We start from the raw sequence: 21,108 nt of genomic DNA, 5'->3' as shown, positions 1-21,108 counted from the left end.
AGGACATTTTTTTGAAAATGTCCTTTTATCATGCTTATCAAAAATCAATGATTCCTCTTCAATACATCATCAGCAATATCCATCATTAAGCTTTTCTGCTCACAATCTGGTATCACTTCCAAATACTTGATAGCTTTTTTTACATATTTAAGAGCAAGTTCTTTTGCATAGTCTATGCCACCACTCAACTTTACTTCTTTTATTATGCGGTTTACATCTCTTCTACTTAAATCTCTCTTCCTCAAAATCCCCTCAATTACCTTCTTGCGATCCGTTTTAAGCGCATAGATAAGAGGCAACGTGTATATTCCGTTTAATAGATCACTGCCTAAAGGCTTTCCTACAACTCTTTCTACACCTTCGTAATCAAGAATATCATCGACAATCTGAAATGCCGTACCTATTTCTAAACCAAAATGCCTCATGGCTCTTATCATTTCTTTTGGAAGTCCTGCCTGCGATGCACCAGATTCACAGCTAATTGCAAATAATAAAGCAGTTTTTCTATAAATTCTTTTTAGATATTTTTTAATGCTCAAATCCAAATTATATCTATTATCAAATTGTTCAATTTCTCCCTCACAAATAGCCTTAACGCCCTTCGCAATTAATTTTAAATTTTCTTTTGAAATAATATCAGCTATCAAATTAAATGCTTGGCTAAATAAAAAATCGCCAGTAAAAACCGCTGTTTCTTTACCATATTTGCTTTGAACCGATTTTTGTCCACGCCTCATCTTTGAATCATCAATGATATCGTCATGTATAAGCGTGGCCATGTGCATTATCTCTATAGAAGCTGCTATTGGAATGATTTTCTCCTCACTGTATTCGCCCATTCTGGCAATAGCGATTACAAGAAGTGGCCTTATCCTTTTGCCCCCAGACAAAACCAAATCGTCAATCGCTTTTTTTATAGTTGGAGAGTTAGTCTTGACATTTGCCAAAATAAATTCATCTATCTTTTTCATATCTTCTTTTATAAACTCATATTTGTCAAACAAAACAAACACCTACCACTTAGAATCGTATTTAAAATTTTTGATGTATTTTTTAAAATAATTAGCCACAAGTCCTGTAAAGACGCCCATTATGATTCCAGCAATCATAAGCACAGGTAAATAGGAGAATATAAGAAAATTGTTTATAATTAATGCCGCAACAAATAGCTGACCTACATTGTGGGCAACAGAACCAAAAACACTTACACCAACTAAGCTAAAGTATTTACTGTATCTCTTGTAAACAAAAAACATAATACATGCACTCAAAATACCACCGGATACACTGTACAAAAATGACGTTAAATTTCCAACAAGCAATTGTGCCAACAATGTCCTCAGAATGACCACAATGAGGGATTCTTTAAATCCAAACATCAATATCGTTACTAAAGTAACTATATTAGCAAGCCCGATCTTTATCCCTGGAACAGGGATAGGGACGGGAATAAAGCTTTCAACTATATTCAGCACCAATGCCTGTGAAATCAATATAGAAACATATACAATTTTCTTAGCAGACAGTTTTATGCCCTCCAATCCTATAAAACACATCATAATTATTATATTTGTTTTTTAACATTTAATCAACTGATATCATTTACTAAAAATTTTTGTTTGTTAAATAATTATGCTATAATCAAGATGGAGATAAATTATAACAGGAGGTTTTTATATGGGTACTAAAGTAATAGTGTTAGGCGGAGGATTCGGAGGAGCTACTGCTGCACAAAAACTTGATAAATATTTGCTTAACAACGATGTGGAAATAATGCTTATCGAAAAAAATGATAGTCAGACATACCTTACAGAGCTACATGAAGTAGCTGGAAATAGGATAAAACCTGAAGGTGTAAAAGTTTCATTAAAAGAGGCATTGGAGTACACACGCGTTAAGATTGTACAAGATGAAATAACCAAAGTTGACATAGAAAACAAGAAGTTGTACTCAGAAACATCTGAATACGATTATGATTACCTTATAATAGCTTGTGGAAGTGAACCAGCCTATTTTGGAATTCCTGGCATGAAAGAGCACGCTTTTACATTATGGTCTTTAAAAGACGCTGAAAAAATAAACAAGCACATTCGCGAAATGTTTAAAAAGGCACAATATGAAACTGACAAGCAAAAGAGAGCGAAAATGCTTACATTCATAGTCGGTGGCGGCGGTTTTACCGGAGTTGAAATGATAGGTGAACTCATGGAATGGGTAGATAGGCTGTGTAAAGAATACAAAATCCCAAGAAATGAAGTTAAACTATCTCTTGTGGAAGCATTGCCTAAAATATTACCTACAGTCAGCAGAGAAAATCTAGTTCAAAAAGTAGTAAATTTCCTCAACAAAAACGGAGTAGAAGTCAAGACAAATTCCATGATCACCAGCGTTACACCAGATGGCATCACATTAAAAACAGGAGAAGAAATTCCTACAAAAACGCTAATTTGGACAGGCGGCATTCAAGGAAATAGCTTCGTTTCAAATATTGGGCTTAATACAGATAAAAAAGGAAGAATCGTAGTAAATAAATACATGGAATCATCTAATCCGTACGTATATGCCATCGGCGACAGCGCCTCATATGTAGGAGAAGATGGAAAACCTATGCCTGCCTTGGTGGAATCTGCTTTGCAGTCTGCAGATGCCGCCGCATACAATATTGCCGCTTCCATTAAAAATACGCCAAAGAAAGAACTTAAACTAAATCTTCACGGAAATATGGTATCCGTAGGAAGAAGGTTTGCGATTGCCGAACTATCTGGCATAGGTGGACTCTCCGGATACCCAGCTACATTTATGAAGCACATTGTAAATATGCATTATCTATTTGGCTTAAGTGGTCTCGGCATGTGTGCTCAATATATAAGAGATCAGTTTATAGATGTGCCTGATAAAGGCAAATTAAGCATAATTGAAAACCATGTAGCTGTTACTACAAACATGTTTTGGCTATCACTTATGAGGGTTTTCTTAGGTTTAATGTGGATCATAAGTGGTATCCAACATATACAAGAAGGATGGCTGTCATCAGTTAAATTATCTGCTGGTGCGTCTTCAGCTCCGATGCAAAATGTACCTGCCTGGTATGGCTGGTTTATGGAAAAATTCATATTTCCTCATGCTATATTCTTCCAGTCACTAATAACATTGTCTGAAATAGGCATTGGTCTTTTGCTTGTTGCAGGACTATTTACGTTTATTGCTGCACTTGGAACCATATTCCTTCATATTAATTTCTATCTATCAGGTATGGCGACATTCAACAACTGGTGGTACGTCATAACTGCCATAGCCATAATGGGCGGCGCTGGAAGAGCATTTGGTCTCGACTACTATGTAATGCCTTGGCTTTCAAAAGTATTAAAGCACTGGGTTAGAAGGAAAAAACTAAAACTTAATGTATTTTAATAAAGGCTGTAGGATTTCTCCTATAGCCTTTTTGCTATTAAAAACATATTTGTGCTTAAGCTTTTTTTACGAGTATTTAGTTAATATCCTCTCTGCTATGACTTCCATAGGAAGAGTTGAGTCCATGCTCATCTTCCTCATCAGTGTGTAAGCTTCATCTTCATCTAATTTTTTTACTTTCATTAAAAGACCTTTAGCTTTCTCTATTTTCTTGCGGGCTTCTATTTGCTTTTTTAAGCTTTCTATCTCATTTTTTAAAGATAAATATTTTTTGTGATTTTCTATAACAAATTCAGTCAAACTTAATAACACTGCTTTATCGATTGGTTTTAGCAAATAAGCAAATACCGAATAGTTTTTTACTTCCTCGATAAAGCCCCTTTGAATGGTCTGCGTCATCAATATGACAGGTGCCACATTGTCGCTATCTATAATATGCGCTACTTCATAAGCATTCATTCCCACAATACCCATATCTACCAAAACAAGATCAGGCATCAAGGAGCGAGACAGCCTAATTGCGCTTCCACCATCTCTCGCTTCATAGACTAGATGTCCACTGGACAAAAGCATTCCTTTAAGTGTGCTTCTGCTGTAGTCATTGCTATCAGCTATTATGATGCGCCACTGACTCATGAAAACACCTACCTTAAAACTTAGTAAGGTATTGGTCTATCTCCCACCTTGTGACGTAAGTCCTGTAGGAATCCCACTCAGACCATTTTGCCTCAACATATTTATTGTATATATGCTCACCCAATGCATTTTTTATAACCTCATCTTCTTCTAAGATGACTAAGGCTTCTTCTAAAGATTCAGGTAATTTTTCTATATTCAATTCGCTTAATTCACTTTCACTCATTTCGTAAATATTTTTATCAACTGGCAACGGCGGCATTATCTTATTTTTTATGCCATCAAGTCCTGCAGCTAAAGAACAAGCTAATGCTAAGTACGGATTATTGGAAGGATCAGGTGATCTAAGCTCTATCCTTGTTGAATTTCCTCTTTTAGCAGGTATCCGTATGAGGGGACTTCTATTTCTTCCAGACCACGCAATGTATACAGGAGCTTCAAAGCCTGATACAAGCCTTTTGTATGAATTTACTGTAGGATTTGTTATGGACGTTAGCGCTTTTGCATGTTTCAAAAGGCCTCCAATGTAGTAATAGCAATCTTTGCTAAGGCCCATCTGGTCGCTTGGATCGTAAAATGCATTTTCACCGTTTTTCATGAGTGACTGATTCAAATGCATACCAGAACCTGCAATGCCGTACACAGGTTTAGGCATGAACGTCGCATGAAGTCCGTGCTTTTGCGCTATTATCCTTACTACCATTTTAAATGTCATGACATTATCTGCCGTTGCAAGCGCATCATCATATTTAAAATCTATTTCATGCTGCCCCGGTCCTACTTCATGGTGTGATGCCTCTATTGCAAATCCCATTTCTTTTAGTGTAGAAACCATTTCCTTTCGAGCGCTTTCTCCTAAATCAACTGGTGCCATATCAAAATATCCTGCTGCATCCTGAGTGATTGTAGTAGGATTTCCTTTTTCATCTGTCAAAAACAGATAAAATTCACATTCTGGTCCCACATTCATAGTGTAGCCTAATTTTTTTGCTTCTTCTAAATTTTTCTTAAGAATATACCTTGGATCACCTTCAAAAGGCGTACCATCAGGATTGTATATATCGCAAATAAGCCTTGCCTCCACACCACTTGTTGTCCTCCATGGGAATATTACAAATGTATCGGTATCTGGCCTTAAATACATATCAGATTCTTCGATTCTGACGAATCCGTCTATTGATGATCCGTCAAACATTATTTCGTTATTTAAAGCCTTATCAAGTTCTTCAATAGGAATCGAGACATTTTTCATGACGCCAAAGATGTCGCTAAACTGCAAATGAATGAACTCAACACCACGTTCTTTAGAAATCCTCAATACGTCTTCTGCACTGTATTTGTTTCCCATAGCAATCCTCCTTAAATTAAAAATAGGTGTACTCAATTAAGGACTCTATCTTCCTTCATTGAGGACACCATTGCCCATCTAAAAGTATGACTTTACAAAATTATAACACATGAAATTCAACATAACAATATCATTCGTCCTTTTTTTCAAGCTCAATATCTATTCCATCTATAACACCAGATATGAGATTGAAAATCCATGTCCCAAAAGCGCTAATTAGCGCCAGCATCACCCCATAAATTATGCCAAATATGAGTCCTCCAAATACACCTAAACCAAAGAATCTAGCATCTCCTATACTCCCGAATAGACCCCCAATTAAACCTAAAACAGCTCCAATTATAACACCGTATAACAATGTGAACTTAAAGACAGAAAAAACAGACACTTTTTTGATTTTATAATTCCACATACGCACTCTCCTTTCATGTAGCCTTTAGCTACTACGTTATAATTATATTATACCATAATTTTCTTATGCAAGTACAAAAATTTACAACCTTACAAATTTTAAAAAAATTATCTGTTCATTAAATTAAAACATCCTGGCAATACTATCTATTGAGGTGATTCTATGAAAAAATATCGTAAAATTGTCTGTCTATTATTGATATTTATTTCAGTATTTCAGCTTTCTGCTTGCAAGAATAAACAAAAAAAGCCCATTCCGCAGAAAAAAACCAGCACGACTCAAAAAATGTCTACACCGAAAGAGCTTGCCAAAATCGAAAGCGACATCGACACAATAATAAAAGAAGCTAAAAAACTTAAAGAATCCCAAAGTGGTAAAAGCGCTCAACAATCAACCACAACATTAGCGCCTCAGGATAAAAAGCAAAGTTCATCAAAAAGCCAAGGAGGCGGAAAATCTAATGAAAAAGGTGCTAATAAAAAACAGCAAAAACAGTCACCAGAAGAAAAATCGTGGAGCACAATAGATAAAACTGTAAAAGATATACATACAAATTGGAATGTTTTAAGCCCTATTGCTACAAAAGCTGGAGCCAGTACCGATTTGCTGAACAATGTAGGCACAGCGATAAATATTCTAACGACAAAGTCTTCCAGTAAATCATTAGATGAGACAATGATCGCTGCAAATAATGTCTACAAATTTGTGCCTGAAATCGAAAATTACTTTAAGACGACATCACCTCCTGACATTAAAAAGCTCAGATTTTACAGCAGAGACATTGAGTTTAATTCAACTTTAGGCAAGTGGGCTATTGCACTAAAAGATATAAATGAGATAAAAGCGATTTGGAAAAACATAAGGATAAAATTGCCTAAAGACGCTAAAAACGCATCAGATAAATTTGATGCAGGTCTTAGTGAATTAGAAAAAGCTGTACAATCAAAAGACAGCACTATCACCAAAATCAAAACAAGCGTTTTAGAGACAGATATTAAATCGCTTGAAAAAGCATCAAAGTCGCAAAAATAACCTCTTTTAGGGGTTATTTTTGTATAACCTTATTTTATTGACTTCATATAATAATAATGATATATTTTAAATAACAAAATTACTTTATTGCACTATATCATTGAATTTTTATTTTTAAGGAGGATAATAATGGGAGTCAATGTAGCAATCGTAGGTGCAACAGGCCTCGTAGGAAGAACGTTCATTAAAGTTTTAGAAGAGAGAAATTTCCCGGTGGACAATTTATATTTGTTTGCCTCAAAAAGAACTGCCGGCCAAAAGCTTACATTTAAAGGAAATGAATACACTGTAGAAGAATTGACAGAAAAAAGCTTTGATAGAGATATAAAGATAGCATTATTTTCAGCAGGCGCTACAGTAAGTAAAATGTACGCTCCTATAGCAGCAGAAAAAGGAGTAACAGTCGTTGACAACTCCAGCGCATGGCGAATGGATGATAATGTACCACTGGTAGTTCCTGAAGTAAATCCACAAGATATTAAATGGAATAAAGGCATAATAGCAAATCCTAATTGTTCAACGATTCAAATGGTGGTCCCGCTAAAGCCCCTTCATGACAGATACAAAATAAAGAGAATTGTCGTCTCAACATATCAAGCAGTATCTGGTGCAGGCAAAAAAGGCGTTGATGACCTTGAAAGAACATTAAATGGCGAAAAAAATCAATGTTTCCCTTACCCTATAGCAAATAACTGTATTCCTCATATAGATGTATTTTTACCTGATGGATATACAAAAGAGGAGCTTAAAATGATCAATGAGACAAAAAAGATAATGGGTGACAATTCTATAAAGGTATCACCTACGACGGTTAGAGTGCCCGTTAAGAATTCACACAGTGAAAGCGTCAATATTGAATTTGAAAAACCTTATCAAATGGAAGACTTAAAGAACATTTTAAAAAATGCTCCTGGAGTAGTTTTAATGGACGATCCAGAAAATAACATATACCCAGTTGCGACAATCGCAACAGGTCACGATGAAGTATTTGTGGGTAGATTAAGACGTGATGAAACAGTATACAGCGGATTAAATATGTGGATTGTTGCAGATAATATCAGAAAAGGCGCCGCATCTAATGCTGTGCAAATTGCTGAGCTTTTGATTAAATGATGTCTTTATGATCTGAGAAAGGATGGTTAATAATGCCAGTATTTAAGGGTTCAGGTGTTGCCCTCGTTACTCCATTCACTGAAGATGGAGTTAATTTTAATAAGTTAGAGGAACTTTTAGAATGGCATATAAAAGAAGGTACAGATGCCATAATAATATGTGGCACAACTGGTGAATCGTCAACGATGACAGATAAAGAAAGAATGGATACAATTAAATTTGCAGTTGATAAAGTAAATGGTCGCATCCCGGTCATAGCTGGGACTGGCAGCAATGATACGCGTCACAGCATTGAACTAAGTAAATATGCTTCATCTGTCGGTGCTGATGCTCTGCTTGTCATAACACCATACTACAATAAGACTACTCAAGCAGGACTTGTCAAACATTTTACAGAAATCGCCAAAAATGTCGATAAGCCAATAATAATATACAATGTTCCAAGTAGAACAGGAATGAACGTGAAACCAGAAACATACTTAGAAATATGCAAATACGTTGACAATGTTGTTGGTGTAAAAGAGGCCAGTAGCGATATAGTTCAGATAGCTGAGATAGCCAGGATAATGGGCGATAAATTTGAAATATATTCAGGAAACGACGATCAAGTCGTGCCGATACTTTCATTAGGAGGCATAGGTGTAATTTCTGTCACCGCAAATATCGTGCCTCAAAAAATACACGAAATGGTAATGCTATTTTTGAATGGAGATATAGAAGCCGCAAGAAAGTTGCAATTGGAATTAAATCCTTTAAATAGCGTCATGTTCATAGAAACTAATCCAATTCCAGTCAAGACGGCAATGAATTTAATGGGTTTCAATGTCGGACCATTGAGGCTTCCTTTAGTCGATATGTCCGAAAAGAATTTAAATGCACTGAAAACTACGTTAAAAGAATTTGGACTGATATGAGGAGGCTGTATTAATGATAAGAGTGATAATAAATGGTTGCTGTGGAAAAATGGGCAAAGTAATCGCAAGCATGGCTTCACAGAATCAAGACTTTGAAGTTGTTGCTGGAATCGATCAAAATCAGTGTCAATGCGGATTTCCCGTCTACAAAAGCCTTGATGAAGTAGATGTGGATGCCGATGTAGTGATAGATTTTTCATATCACACCGCTGTGCCGCAATTGTTAAAAGCCGCTGTAAGCAAAAATTTACCTGTTGTCGTTGCAACAACAGGGCTTGACGAAGAAGAAATTAACTCTTTAAAAGAAGCATCTAACCATATTCCTGTGTTTAGGTCTGCTAACATGTCATTAGGCATCAATGTACTTATAAGTTTAGTCAAAGAAGCCGCAAGAGTTTTAAGTGATAATTTTGACATAGAAATACTTGAAATGCACCACAATATGAAAAAAGATTCGCCAAGCGGAACAGCTTTGCTTATTGCGGATGCCATCAACAGCGTTTTAGGTGATAGAATGGAATATATGTATGGAAGACACTCAAATGTAGATAAGCGAGATAAAAATGAAATAGGAATCCATGCTTTAAGGGGTGGCACCGTAGTAGGCGAACATGAAGTGATTTTCGCTGGTCACGACGAAATCATTAAAATCAGCCATTCTGCAAGATCAAGAGAAATATTTGGGAATGGCGCGCTTTTAGCCGCTAAGTTTTTAATAAATCAAAAACCTGGACTTTACGACATGGAATCACTTGTCAAGAAAGGATGATGACTTTTGAATTCAAAAGATGAATTGACAAATCCTTATGAAATAGCAAAATTCATAAAGGAATCTAAAAAATCAACACCAGTAAAAGCCTATATAAACGGAAACATAGATGTAGACGAAAAGATATTTAAAGTTTTTGGCACTGACAATTTTAAAATAATTTTTGGAGAATTAGAAGATGTTAAAAAACTTTTAGATGAAAACAAAGACAAGATTAAGGATTATCACCTTGAATACGATAGGCGAAATTCAGCGATACCATTACTAGATATAAAAGACTTAAATGCCCGTATCGAACCAGGCGCCATCATAAGAGATAGAGTAAAAATAGGAAAAAATGCAGTAATCATGATGGGTGCTATCATAAATATAGGTGCTGAAATTGGTGAAAATACAATGATAGACATGAATGCCGTTATCGGTGCAAGAGGAATAATCGGGAAAAATGTCCATGTTGGCGCTGGTGCAGTCATAGCAGGCGTGCTGGAGCCACCAAGCAGTATACCTGTTATAGTTGAAGATAATGTGCTTATAGGAGCTAATGCCGTCCTTCTAGAAGGTGTCAGAGTTGGTCACGATGCTGTTGTGGCAGCAGGGTCTGTCGTCACAGAAGACGTACCGCCAAACACTGTCGTAGCTGGCGTCCCTGCTAAAATTGTCAAAATCAAAGACGAAAAGACCAGAGAAAAAACTAAACTATTGGACGATTTAAGAGGTTAAAAAAACCCGGCTTAGCCGGGTTTTAAAATTCTATTCCATATCTAGCGGAAATACCTTTTTCAAAAGGATGTTTAACTAACTTCATCTCTGTCACAAGATCTGCATTATCAATAAGCTCTTTAGGAGCATTTCTGCCTGTTAAAATCATCTCCATTGTATCTGGCTTTTCCTTCATGAGTTTAAGCACATCTTCCACAGAAAAAATATTGTTCTGTATTACCCCCATTATTTCATCTAATATAAGCATATCGCACTCTTCATTTTTAATGACATTTTCTATAAATTTATAAGCCTCATGCATCTCATCTCTAAGTACATTTTTTTCGTTCTCATCCATCTGAAAGAAGAATTTTTCACTTGACTGAAATCTAAAAACCTTGAAATTATCTATGTTTTTTAAAACATAAAGCTCTCCCGTATCTCTCCCTTTTAAAAATTGAACCATATATACCTTAAAGTCTCTGCCTAAAGCTCTTATGCCAAGGCCTATAGCAGCAGTCGTCTTGCCTTTTCCATCGCCTGTGTATATTTGGATCAAACCGTTTTTCAACGACAATCTCTCCTTTTGTATGTAAAATATCTATTGCTGTGTCAAAATCAAATCCTCTTTATTGACTTTTTCCATTTTTGTTATGGATACTTCATAGGCTGTTCTCGTTATAATCTCGTTATTATCTCCTTTTTTTTGATATTCTCTGCTTTGTACCCTTCCCCACAATTTTATGCGATCGCCTACTTTCAGCTTTTCGCAAAATCTGGCATTTCTCCCCCATGCGATTACTGGAATATAGTCTGACTTGCTGTATGGTCTATTGACAGCCACAAGCAAATCTGATATTTCTCTCCCAAATGGTGTTGTTCTATAAACAGGCTCTTTACATATAAATCCGTCCAAAAAAATCTCATTAGGATTTTTAATGCTTTCATCATCACTTACGACTATAATATCCCTTGCAAAAATAGTCAATATCAGCCTATTTTTACCACCATTTGGCGATTGCCTATTATAAGATCTAAGCTGTCCTTCTATTTTCACTTTAGTGCCTGGAGTTAAGTTTATGCCTTCAAATAGTCTATTTGAAATAGTAATCGGAAGCATATCTTTTGCGTCACTTAGTCTTGGCACTTCAAGCGTAAAATTATAAAACTGCTCCCCATAAAGCTCGTGACTAAACTCCAATTCGCTTACAATTTTACCAGATACATTAACCATATTATTCCCCAATATATTACCTGCCATCTGTTTACTCTCCCTTCCATCATGTGTATCTTCTTAAAATATAGATATTAACAAAGAAGAGCATTTATGACAGGTTTATTAAAATATTTAATCGTTTTACATAAATAAACTTCATTGAACCACCCAACCTCAATACGAAGTATTGCAAAAAATTTGATATTATTTTTCTCAACATTATCAAAATAATATCATTAATTTTATTTTTTTGCAATTATTATTGCATAACTTAATAAAATTTTATTGTTCTTTATGTTGCCTGCCCTCATGATCAATATAGTAATTTTCTTTATATATCAACTGACTTATAGGAACTATTTGATATCCATTTTCTTTCAGTTTATCAATGATGTACGGTATCGCCTCAGGTGTAAATTGACCATTATTGTGAAATAGAATAATGGAACCTTTTTTAACGTTCGGCAATACCCTGTTTATTATCGCTTCCGTATCAAGGCCTCTCCAGTCAAGCGAATCTACATCCCATTGTATAGTATAATATCCTAAACTCTTTGCTGTCTCAATGACTCTATCGTTGTAGTCACCGTATGGAGGTCTAAATAAATAAGGCTTTTGTCCAGTGATCTTTACAAGTTTCTCCTCACAAGCTTTTATCTCATTTGCCATTTCCGAATCGCTTAACTGCGTCATGTGTGGATGTGTATTGCTGTGGTTTTCCACATCATGACCTTCTTCATAAATTTTTTTTACAAGTTCAGGATATTTATCAATCCAAAGCCCCGTCAAAAAAAATGTGGCCTTTACATTTTTATCTTTTAATATCTGCAGAAGTCTTTCTGTCTTATCACTGCCCCATGATGCGTCAAACGATATGGCAACCCTTTTATCAGGAATATCAACACTGTAAATCGGAAGCTGTCTGTTTATATTAAATAGCGTACTTATAACAGATGGAACACCGTAATTTGTGTATAAAATAGATATAAATGCTAGTACGAAAACCGCTAACAAGTTTATGATGACGCTTTTTTTGATATAATATATCTTCACAAAAAATAACCTCCCAACTACGAATCTATAATAAATTTATTCCTTTGGGAGGTTATTATTACTATTTTATAGTAAGTTTAATATTGGCAATGGATCGCTTAAGTCCTTTAAGACAATATCTGCCCCTTTCACTGTTTCATAATTGCCAACTCCAATAGACACCATTCCTGCTCTATTTATGGCTTCAATACCAGCTTTAGAATCCTCTATTCCTATACATAATTTAGGTTCAACGTCAATTCCTGCGGCAGCGTTTAAGAAAATTTCCGGATCTGGTTTGCCATTTTTTATTTTTTCTGCATCCACAATGTAGTCAAATGTCTCAATAAGGCCAAGATTTGAAAGAACGGTTTTTGCATTCTTGCTTACAGAAGCCACAGCTATTTTTATTCCTCTATCTTTTAATTCTTTTATTAAGTCTACTACACCAGGAAGTAAATCCTTAGGTGTCATTCTCTTTATCATCTCTTTGTAGTATTCATTTTTTTTATCTGCCAGATAATACTTTTCTTCTTCACTAAAGAATTTATCGCTTTTTTTCAAAATTATCTCCAATGACTCAATTCTGCTAATGCCTTTCAAATTTTCATTTATTTCTCTGTCAAAATATACATTTAATTCATCAGCCAACTTTTTCCATGCCAAATAGTGGTATTCAGCAGTATCCGTAATCACACCATCTAAATCAAATATCACGCCTTTATGTTTAACACTTTTGTTTATCAACTTTTTTCACCTCTTTTTCAACTTTATCACCATTCAAAAGCGTTATTTCTTCATCGTAAACATGAATTTTCAACATCTCACCTTCAAGCAATAAAAATGACGCTTTTTCTTGGGTAATGCTCACATGTATTTTACAATTTTTATATCTAATGTTGTACGATAAAGACTTCCAACTTTTAGGTATATTAGGCATAAAATGAAGTCCATCAGGATATGTCATCATTCCACCAAATCCACTTATGATTGCGCTCCAAGCACCAGCCATGCAAGCAGTGTGTATCCCATCTTTCACATTCCCATTGTAATCATCAAGATCCATTCTTGCCGTCATCATAAAATATTCATAGGCTTTATCATAATATCCGATCTCATTTGCAAGAATACTAAATATGGCTGGTGAAAGCGATGAATCATGAGTCGTTATTGGCTCATAGTAATCGTAATTTCGTTTAATTTCATCAATGCTAAATAATTCTCTTCTTAGGTACATAAGCAATAGGACATCAGGTTGTTTGCATATCTGATATCTGTATATATTTAAATAGTGCCTGTGAAGCAAAAGCGGCTTTTCATCTTCTAAATCTTTAGCATTCAATCTCTCTTTATAAAGAAAGCTATCATCCTGTGGAATAATTCCAAAATCATCTGAATAAGGCAAATACATGTTCTGTGCTGCGTAATTCCATTCATTTAGCTCTTCATCAGCAAGTCCAATCTTTTCTTTAATGTTAGCATAATATTCCGGAGCTTTTTTAGCCATTTCCTTGGCAACAAAGTATGCGTACTCTAAGTTCATTTGTGCCATATAGTTTGTATACGCATTATTGTCAACCAATGCCGTATATTCATCAGGTCCTGTTACGCAATTCAAGCAAAATTTATTATTTTTCAAAGGAATATATGCACCTATGCTTATCCATAGCCTTGCAGTTTCAAAAACAATCTCCGCACCGTACTTGTACAAAAATTCGTAATCTAAAGTTGCTTCAACGTATTTTTTTATAGCCAAAACTATATCAGAGTTTATGTGATATTGAGCTGTTCCAGCGGGAAAATAAGATGAACATTCCGGTCCATCTATCGTCCTCCAGGGATAAAGGGCACCTTTATATCCCAATTCCTTCGCCCTTTTTCTGGCCGCATCTAACAATTTGTATCGAAACATTACAAAGTTTTTGGCGATCTCTGGTTTTGTGTAGAGAAAAAATGGCATGATATAGACATCAGAGTCCCAAAAATAGTGTCCTTCATATCCTTCACCAGTAAGACCTTTGGCACATATATTCGCAATATCATTTTTGGCTACAGACTGCAACAATTGAAATTCGTTGTACCTTATGCCTTGTTGCATAGAAATATCGCCGTCTATTTCCACATCTGCATCCGTCCAAAATTCATTTAAATAATCAAACTGCTCCTTAAAGATGATATTTACTCCATCCGATTTAGCATTTATGACCTCATGGACCGAACTATCAATAAGCTTATCCTCTAAACATTCTCTTGATGTATAGTACGAAATAAACTTATCAAGCTGAAAAATTTTATCTTTTTCAGCATCAATAGAGAATTCAAAACCTATTTTATCATCTGAGTTGTAATTTTTAAGTTCATAATGGCAATCAGTTTTTACATCATGGTTTACAGAACAAATGTATTTTAGCTTACTTCTTTTTGTAGTTTGCATTAACCATCCCATATATCCATCAATGTGACTGTCAATGGTATTTACGACTTTTCCTCTCATGTTGTTTCCTACTCGCATGTCATCTGTCTCATTCCCGTAATATACATTTCCATCAATTTCGGAAATCAATTTTATCTTCCCACTAAAATTTAACGGTCTAAAGCTAAAAACTATAACACCTAAATGTTGCCTTTTAAAAGAGATCAATCTTTTTACAGTTATATCCAGCTTTTTCCCTTTTTCAGTCTCCCAAACAATCTTTCGCTCTGTAAAACCTTCCTTCATATTCAGTGTTCTTTCGTATTGAATTAGATTGCCTTTCAACAAGTCAAATGGCTCATCATCTACTAACAATTTTACAATTTTGCTATCAGCAACATTTACCATTGCTTCACCGTAAGTTGGAAAACCATATCCGCCTTCTGCATAATTGATATCATAGATTTCATAAAATCCGTTAATGTATGTTGCATTAAATGATGTACCATTAGGACCTGAATAACCTTCTTCAAATGTGCCTCTCATACCAAAATACCCATTTCCTAAAGAAAAAATAGTTTCATTGCGATAATTTGTTTCTATATGGAATTTGCTTTCTATTATCTTCCATTCATCATAAGGATATATTGATTTTTTCATCTGAACCTCCACGCTTTCTAAATAAAGTCGACAAACCTATTTTATTGCACCAGCCATGACACCTTTAATGATGTATTTTTGTGAGAACAGGTAAAATATAATTACCGGTATTATCGTCAGCACTAAACCTGCTAATGCCAAATTCCACTCTATAGTAAATTCTCCAAAGAAGAAAAACGTCGACAGCGGAATAGTCCTAAGGTTAGGACTGCGCAATACCAACGACGGAAGCAAATAGTCATTCCAAAGTGATATAACATTCAATATAGCTACAGTCACAATAATAGGCTTAAGATTAGGAAAAACTATTCTCCAAAACAATTGAAACTTATTGCATCCATCAATCGTAGCAGCTTCCTCCATTTCAAGCGGAACATTTTTAATAAATCCATGAAACAAAAATGTAGACATGCCTATGCCAAAACCTATATTCATAAAGATAAGCCCATATCTCGTATCAATCAGCGAAAAATTCGTCCCCGAAATCTGCCATTTACTTAAATACTGCACTAATGGTATCATGACAGATTGAAATGGTATCAGCATTGTTGCAACAAATGTATAAAATATAATATTGGAAATAGTCGTTTTATTCCTTTCGAGAACCCATGCCGCCATCGATGACAGCACGATTATAAACACAACACTTGTAACTGTTATAAACAAAGAATTGCCCAAAGCAGTCAAAAAATCCATCTTTTGTATTGCCTGAATATAATATGTGAAATTTAAGGCCTTAGGTAGACTTAATTCACTTGTAAATATTTCTTTTCTATCTTTAAAAGAATTAATAATCATAATATAAACAGGAAATATAACAAATAGTGTCAATACCCAACCGAATATTTCTAAAATAGTCATATTCTTCTTGGCTTTTTCCATCACATCTCAACCTCTCTTTTCTTTGTTAAATACACCTGAACAAGTGTAATAGCCATGATTACGACAAAAAATACAACAGCTTTTGATTGAGCTATGGCATATTGATTGTGCTTATATGCCGTTTGCACAATATTCATCGTCAATAATTCTGTCGTACCATAAGGTCCGCCGTTTGTAAGCGATAAATTTGTATCATATTGCTTAAATGAATTTGACAAAGTTATAAAAAGGCTTATGGTAAAAGAAGGAACAGTAAGTGGTAGTATGATGTTAAATAGCCTTCTCACAGGTCCTGCACCATCAATAAGAGATGCTTCGATTATGTCTGGATTAATGCTTTCCAATCCTGCAATATATATGATCATTACGTATCCTGACATTTGCCATGCTGATACAATCACAATGCTCCAAAAGGCCATATTAGGATCATTTATCCAATTAAAGAATATATTTGAGGCGTGTAACACAGTCCCCAACTGAACAAACAGTTTTGTAAATATAAATTGCCATATAAATCCTAATATCAAGCCACCTATTAAATTAGGCATAAAGAAAATCGATCTTAAAATATTTCTAGTCTTCATTTTTCTTGTCACAAGAAGCGCTAAAGAGAAACCAATTATATTAGAAACTATTACCATAATAATCGCATATTTAAAAGTCAATAAAAATGCACTTAAAAAATTCTGATCTCTAAACACCTTTAAATAGTTGCTAAATGCTACAAATTTTGAACCAAAAAACGAAAAACCATCCCAATCTGTAAAAGAATAAATTATACCTAATATAAAAGGAATTATTACTACATTTATAAAGATAAATAGTGATGGTATTAAAAATAGCCAAAACGTCAATGTATTGCTATTTTTTTTCATATTTTCACTCCTATCGTATACACATTGATTTAAATTAGGACATACTTCTCGACCATGTGCAAAAGAAGTATGTCCTATAAGCTAATTACTTGCCAGCATCTTGAACCCAAACATTTGTCAATTCTGATAAGAATTGATCATCATTTTTTATAAGTCCAGCATAATACTTTTGAATGACATTAGAACCATCAACATCTATTCCATTAGGGAAATAATTGTTGTACACCCATGGAATGATTTGACCTTTATCAACATACTGAGCAACTTCCGCTGCCAGTGGAGCCTTTGGAGCCTTTACTCCTTTGTATGCTGGAATAAACTTCAAAGTATCTGCAGAATATTCTTGTCCTTTATCGCTTGTAATCAACCAATCCAAAAATTCAATTGCAGCTTTTTGTTGTTCTGGCGTTGCATATTTATTTACACGCCATGCAGTAGCAGTACCAACAGCTAATTTTGTATTTCCACCTGTCGGGAATGGAATAATTCCATATTCAAAATTTGGTTTATCTTGATCCAAGACTGATTGTACCCAGTCACCTTGGTGTATCATAGCATATTTGCCACTTGCAAATCCCGCCACTTGATCATCGTATGAATCAAGTGCATTGTTTGTATATGGTTTTATCTTATCCATATCTTTTATCCATTGCACTACACTCGGTATGTCTTTCATAGTAATTTGCCCTTTGTCAAGTTTCTCTATATCTGTCTTGTAATTTGGATCAACTGCAAAAGCCCAGTTAAAAGGATGTATAAATGAGAAATATGTCTCTTTCGCAAAAGCAATAGGTTTAACAACTCCATTTAATTTTGACAATTTTTCACACGCATTAACTAATGCATCGATGCTTGTTATTGATGCTGGATCTATGTTTGCTTCTTTAAACAAATTTTTATTGTAAATCAAACCATAGCCTTCAACTGCTGAAGGAAGACCATATAACTTGCCATCAACAGTAACATCGTCCTTTACTCCATCTGCCAACATTTCAGCCGCTTTTGAATTTTTTATTTCAGCCATATATGGTTGAAATTTAGGAGTATCTGGTCCTGCAATAGTAAATATCGTAGGTGCTTTTTCTGGTGATGCAGAAAACTGCGATTGTAATACAGTAGCAAAATTATCTCCTGAAGTACCTAAAAGTTTCACTTCTACTTTATCCTGTGATTTGTTGTAGTCATCAATTATAGTTTGGAGATCAGACTGTATCTCGGTTTTGCTTTGCATCACTGTTATGGTTATCTTGCTATTTTGGCTGGAAGCTGTTCCATTTTGACTAGTTTTGCTATTATTGCTTGATGAACATCCTGTCACTAAGGCAATTATTAAGATCGTCGAAATTAATAAACTTAATATTTTTTTCATACAAACGCTCCTCCTATTTTTTAATTTTTATGATGATTGTAAAATCACAATTGAAGTTTTTTTAGCACCTCCTTTTAGTTTTTCCAAGATGAGCAATATCGACTTATTATACATAAAGTAAAAATTTGACTTAAATTCAGCAAGCATTGATACAACAAATATTCTATTAAAAAATATATTTAACAATTTTAATGTTTTACTTGATTGCTTGCCATATTTAAGCTTAATAAAGCATAACTGTAACCGCTTACAGTTTCTTGACAAATAAAAGCTACAGTTTTTATATCATCCAATCTAAAATAGACTGTCAATAAACACAATCTGTAACCGCTTACAGTTATATTGTAACATCTTTTTTAAAAATAATCAATAGTTTTTAAATTATTTTTTTAATTTTTTTGTGCATTTCTTTAAATGCAGGACTGGCGAATAATCAATCTGTGCTTTAAAATAACTCTCTTTTCAGATATTTTTTTATTGTCTATTATCTTTATCAACATGCGAGCTGCAACAGCGCCAATATCGTACATAGGCTGCGCAACAGTAGTTAAAGCTGGCCTCGTCACCTCTGCCAAGTCGAGATTATCAAATCCTATTATCGAAACATCGTCCGGACATCTTAGACCAGCATCATAAATGGCATTAATAGCACCCATAGCCATTACATCACTGAAGGCAAAGATAGCATCTGGTTTAACACTGCCTTTTAGCATTTCTTTTGCAGCTATATAGCCACCTTTTGCTTTAAAATTACTTTCTTTTATCAACTCATCATATACTTTAAGACCAGCTTCTTTCATAGCATCGAGAAATCCGTAAAGCCTATCAACACTATCAACAGTTTCTTTCATACCGTTCAAATCGCCATGGATGACACCTATTTTTTTGTGACCTTGCGATATCAAATATTTTGTAGCGTCATAAGCAGCTTTTTTATTGTCTATTACTACATACGGCACATCATAATTCGTCGCTCTTCCAGCTAATACTAACGGTATTTTTCTGTCTTTGAAAATATCATATATTTCATCCGAAAAATAATCGCTATGGAATATTATGCCATCCACCCATCTGCTTTTCAACATATCAATGTACTGTATTTCTTTATCTCTGGAGTTATCGGCATTGCAAAGAATTATATTGTACTTATATATATTGCATACATCTTCTATTCCGCGAACAACTTCACTATAATACGGGTTAGATATGTCAGGAACTATTAAACCTATAGTGTTTGTCTTCTTCATGGCCAAACTGCGAGCCAATATGCTTGGCTCATAGCCAAGCTCTTTTGCCGCTTTCAATACACTTTCCCTTGCCTTTTCGCTGACGTATGGACTATTATTAAAAACTCTTGAAACAGTTGCTGTTGAAACGTTCGCCAGTTTTGCTACATCATCTATATTTGCCATACAGACCACACATTCCCTTCGCAATTAACTTAGAGTCATAATGCATATAAAATAGTAACCGCTTACAATTATATCACATTCATTTTAATACATCAACACAAATCATTTAAGACCTGTTGTAGAAATCCCTTTGACAAATTGTTTTTGGAATACGAGAAATATAAGTATCATCGGCAACGTCAAAAGTATAGCGCCTGCCATTACTTGATTCCAAAATTGATAATACTGTCCGTAGAATGAATTTAATCCAACTGGCAGTGTGTACATATTATCGCTGGACGTCAAAAGACTTGGCCACAAAAAACTATTCCAATTGCCTGTAAACATGAATATAAACTGTGTTGTAAGAGCAGGCTTCGACAATGGTAAAACTATTTGCAGAAAAATCCTAAATCTAGACAATCCATCTATCGTTGCAGCTTCTTCCATCTCTTTCGGAATAGATAAAAAGAATTGTCTCATTAAAAATATTCCAAAACTGCTGGTTAAAAACGGTATAGTAAGCCCCCAATAAGTATTCACCCATCCTAATTTGCTTAATAAAATATACGTTGGCACCATTACAACCTGTCCAGGCACCATCATAAGCGCCAACACAATAATGAATAGGAAATTACGTCCTGCAAAATTAATTCTGGCAAGAGCGTATCCAGCCATTGAATTAAACAATAAATTTCCAAATGTAACTGCGATAGCAACAATCAAACTATTAAAGAACCACTTCAGAAATGGAAACTGACTTATAATCATGTTATAGTTACCAAACGTTAAATTCCTCAAATTAACGCTTAAACTATCTATTTCGCTTGTAGGTTTAAGCGAAGTTATTATAGACCAAATGAAAGGCCCTAATGTGATTGCAGCATAGACTATGGCTATCAAATAGAGAATAAATCTGAATGCTTTAGACATAAT

Annotated in this window: 21 protein-coding genes; 6 read left to right on the top strand and 15 right to left on the bottom strand. The window is 34.7% G+C overall.

What is annotated here, in order from left to right:
- Nucleotides 1-44: 44 nt before the first annotated feature.
- Together JJQ93_RS01975 and JJQ93_RS01970 are read right to left on the bottom strand one after the other, a co-directional pair.
- Nucleotides 45-1,013, bottom strand: coding sequence for a polyprenyl synthetase family protein (locus JJQ93_RS01975; protein ID WP_274892577.1), 969 nt, complete (start codon nt 1,011-1,013; stop codon nt 45-47).
- Complete coding sequence (locus JJQ93_RS01970; RefSeq protein WP_085112947.1) at nt 1,014-1,559, bottom strand: Gx transporter family protein; 546 nt, start codon at nt 1,557-1,559, stop codon at nt 1,014-1,016. It abuts the gene before it with no gap.
- Between the two features lie 118 nt (nt 1,560-1,677).
- Between JJQ93_RS01970 and JJQ93_RS01965 the strand changes: the two genes are divergently transcribed.
- Nucleotides 1,678-3,411 carry an FAD-dependent oxidoreductase gene (locus JJQ93_RS01965; RefSeq protein WP_274892576.1) on the top strand — a complete coding sequence of 578 codons (1,734 nt, stop codon included), beginning with the start codon at nt 1,678-1,680 and terminating at the stop codon, nt 3,409-3,411.
- Nucleotides 3,412-3,477: 66 nt separating this feature from the next.
- Here the strand turns inward: JJQ93_RS01965 and JJQ93_RS01960 are convergent, their stop codons facing one another.
- From JJQ93_RS01960 to JJQ93_RS01950, 3 genes are all read right to left on the bottom strand, one after another.
- On the bottom strand, nt 3,478-4,047 hold the full coding sequence (locus JJQ93_RS01960) for an ANTAR domain-containing response regulator (protein WP_085112949.1): 570 nt from the start codon (nt 4,045-4,047) through the stop codon (nt 3,478-3,480).
- Between the two features lie 13 nt (nt 4,048-4,060).
- Nucleotides 4,061-5,395: a type I glutamate--ammonia ligase gene (gene glnA, locus JJQ93_RS01955; RefSeq protein ID WP_085112950.1), complete on the bottom strand. Its 1,335-nt coding sequence runs from the start codon at nt 5,393-5,395 to the stop codon at nt 4,061-4,063.
- 130 nt (nt 5,396-5,525) lie between these two features.
- Complete coding sequence (locus tag JJQ93_RS01950; protein ID WP_013788418.1) at nt 5,526-5,807, bottom strand: hypothetical protein; 282 nt, start codon at nt 5,805-5,807, stop codon at nt 5,526-5,528.
- Between the two features lie 162 nt (nt 5,808-5,969).
- Here JJQ93_RS01950 and JJQ93_RS01945 point away from each other — a divergent pair, with 162 nt between their 5' ends.
- The 5 genes from JJQ93_RS01945 to dapD all read left to right on the top strand — a co-directional run bounded on the left by JJQ93_RS01945 (nt 5,970) and on the right by dapD (nt 10,355).
- Entirely contained in the window at nt 5,970-6,839 is an 870-nt protein-coding gene (locus tag JJQ93_RS01945) for a hypothetical protein (RefSeq protein ID WP_274892575.1), read from the top strand.
- A gap of 129 nt (nt 6,840-6,968) precedes the next feature.
- A complete protein-coding gene (locus tag JJQ93_RS01940) occupies nt 6,969-7,952 on the top strand; it encodes an aspartate-semialdehyde dehydrogenase (RefSeq protein WP_085112952.1) in 984 nt (327 codons plus the stop codon).
- A gap of 32 nt (nt 7,953-7,984) precedes the next feature.
- A complete protein-coding gene (gene dapA, locus JJQ93_RS01935; protein WP_013788421.1) occupies nt 7,985-8,866 on the top strand; it encodes a 4-hydroxy-tetrahydrodipicolinate synthase in 882 nt (293 codons plus the stop codon).
- A 13-nt stretch (nt 8,867-8,879) separates the two neighbouring features.
- On the top strand, nt 8,880-9,635 hold the full coding sequence (dapB, locus tag JJQ93_RS01930; protein WP_274892574.1) for a 4-hydroxy-tetrahydrodipicolinate reductase: 756 nt from the start codon (nt 8,880-8,882) through the stop codon (nt 9,633-9,635).
- A gap of 6 nt (nt 9,636-9,641) precedes the next feature.
- Nucleotides 9,642-10,355, top strand: coding sequence for a 2,3,4,5-tetrahydropyridine-2,6-dicarboxylate N-acetyltransferase (gene dapD / locus JJQ93_RS01925; protein ID WP_085112954.1), 714 nt, complete (start codon nt 9,642-9,644; stop codon nt 10,353-10,355).
- Nucleotides 10,356-10,377: 22 nt separating this feature from the next.
- On the opposite strand, the gene JJQ93_RS01920 is transcribed toward dapD, so the two are convergent.
- The 10 genes from JJQ93_RS01920 to JJQ93_RS01875 all read right to left on the bottom strand — a co-directional run bounded on the left by JJQ93_RS01920 (nt 10,378) and on the right by JJQ93_RS01875 (nt 21,105).
- Nucleotides 10,378-10,905 carry a cob(I)yrinic acid a,c-diamide adenosyltransferase gene (locus tag JJQ93_RS01920; RefSeq protein ID WP_013788424.1) on the bottom strand — a complete coding sequence of 176 codons (528 nt, stop codon included), beginning with the start codon at nt 10,903-10,905 and terminating at the stop codon, nt 10,378-10,380.
- A 30-nt stretch (nt 10,906-10,935) separates the two neighbouring features.
- Nucleotides 10,936-11,595 carry a single-stranded DNA-binding protein gene (locus tag JJQ93_RS01915; RefSeq protein WP_085112955.1) on the bottom strand — a complete coding sequence of 220 codons (660 nt, stop codon included), beginning with the start codon at nt 11,593-11,595 and terminating at the stop codon, nt 10,936-10,938.
- Between the two features lie 237 nt (nt 11,596-11,832).
- On the bottom strand, nt 11,833-12,603 hold the full coding sequence (locus JJQ93_RS01910; RefSeq protein WP_274892573.1) for a polysaccharide deacetylase family protein: 771 nt from the start codon (nt 12,601-12,603) through the stop codon (nt 11,833-11,835).
- A gap of 66 nt (nt 12,604-12,669) precedes the next feature.
- A complete protein-coding gene (pgmB, locus tag JJQ93_RS01905; RefSeq protein WP_274892572.1) occupies nt 12,670-13,329 on the bottom strand; it encodes a beta-phosphoglucomutase in 660 nt (219 codons plus the stop codon).
- The gene (locus JJQ93_RS01900) at nt 13,310-15,655 is read right to left on the bottom strand and encodes a glycoside hydrolase family 65 protein (RefSeq protein ID WP_284700566.1); all 2,346 of its coding nucleotides are present in this window, start codon (nt 15,653-15,655) and stop codon (nt 13,310-13,312) included. Before JJQ93_RS01900 ends, pgmB begins: the two co-directional genes overlap by 20 nt.
- Before the next feature lie 36 nt (nt 15,656-15,691).
- On the bottom strand, nt 15,692-16,537 hold the full coding sequence (locus JJQ93_RS01895) for a carbohydrate ABC transporter permease (protein WP_085112959.1): 846 nt from the start codon (nt 16,535-16,537) through the stop codon (nt 15,692-15,694).
- Nucleotides 16,537-17,412, bottom strand: a complete 876-nt coding sequence (locus tag JJQ93_RS01890; RefSeq protein ID WP_085112960.1) for a carbohydrate ABC transporter permease — start codon at nt 17,410-17,412, stop codon at nt 16,537-16,539. Before JJQ93_RS01890 ends, JJQ93_RS01895 begins: the two co-directional genes overlap by 1 nt.
- An 85-nt stretch (nt 17,413-17,497) precedes the next feature.
- A complete protein-coding gene (locus tag JJQ93_RS01885) occupies nt 17,498-18,781 on the bottom strand; it encodes an ABC transporter substrate-binding protein (protein ID WP_085112961.1) in 1,284 nt (427 codons plus the stop codon).
- Between the two features lie 410 nt (nt 18,782-19,191).
- Nucleotides 19,192-20,193, bottom strand: a complete 1,002-nt coding sequence (locus JJQ93_RS01880; protein ID WP_274892569.1) for a LacI family DNA-binding transcriptional regulator — start codon at nt 20,191-20,193, stop codon at nt 19,192-19,194.
- A 102-nt stretch (nt 20,194-20,295) separates the two neighbouring features.
- A complete protein-coding gene (locus JJQ93_RS01875; RefSeq protein ID WP_085112963.1) occupies nt 20,296-21,105 on the bottom strand; it encodes a carbohydrate ABC transporter permease in 810 nt (269 codons plus the stop codon).
- Nucleotides 21,106-21,108 lie beyond the last annotated feature (3 nt).

Source organism: Thermoanaerobacterium sp. R66 (assembly GCF_028895185.1).
In the GTDB taxonomy this organism is placed as follows: Bacteria; Bacillota; Thermoanaerobacteria; order Thermoanaerobacterales; family Thermoanaerobacteraceae; genus Thermoanaerobacterium.
Note: the sequence above shows the minus strand (reverse complement) of the source record. Positions and strands in the feature narration are given on the sequence as shown.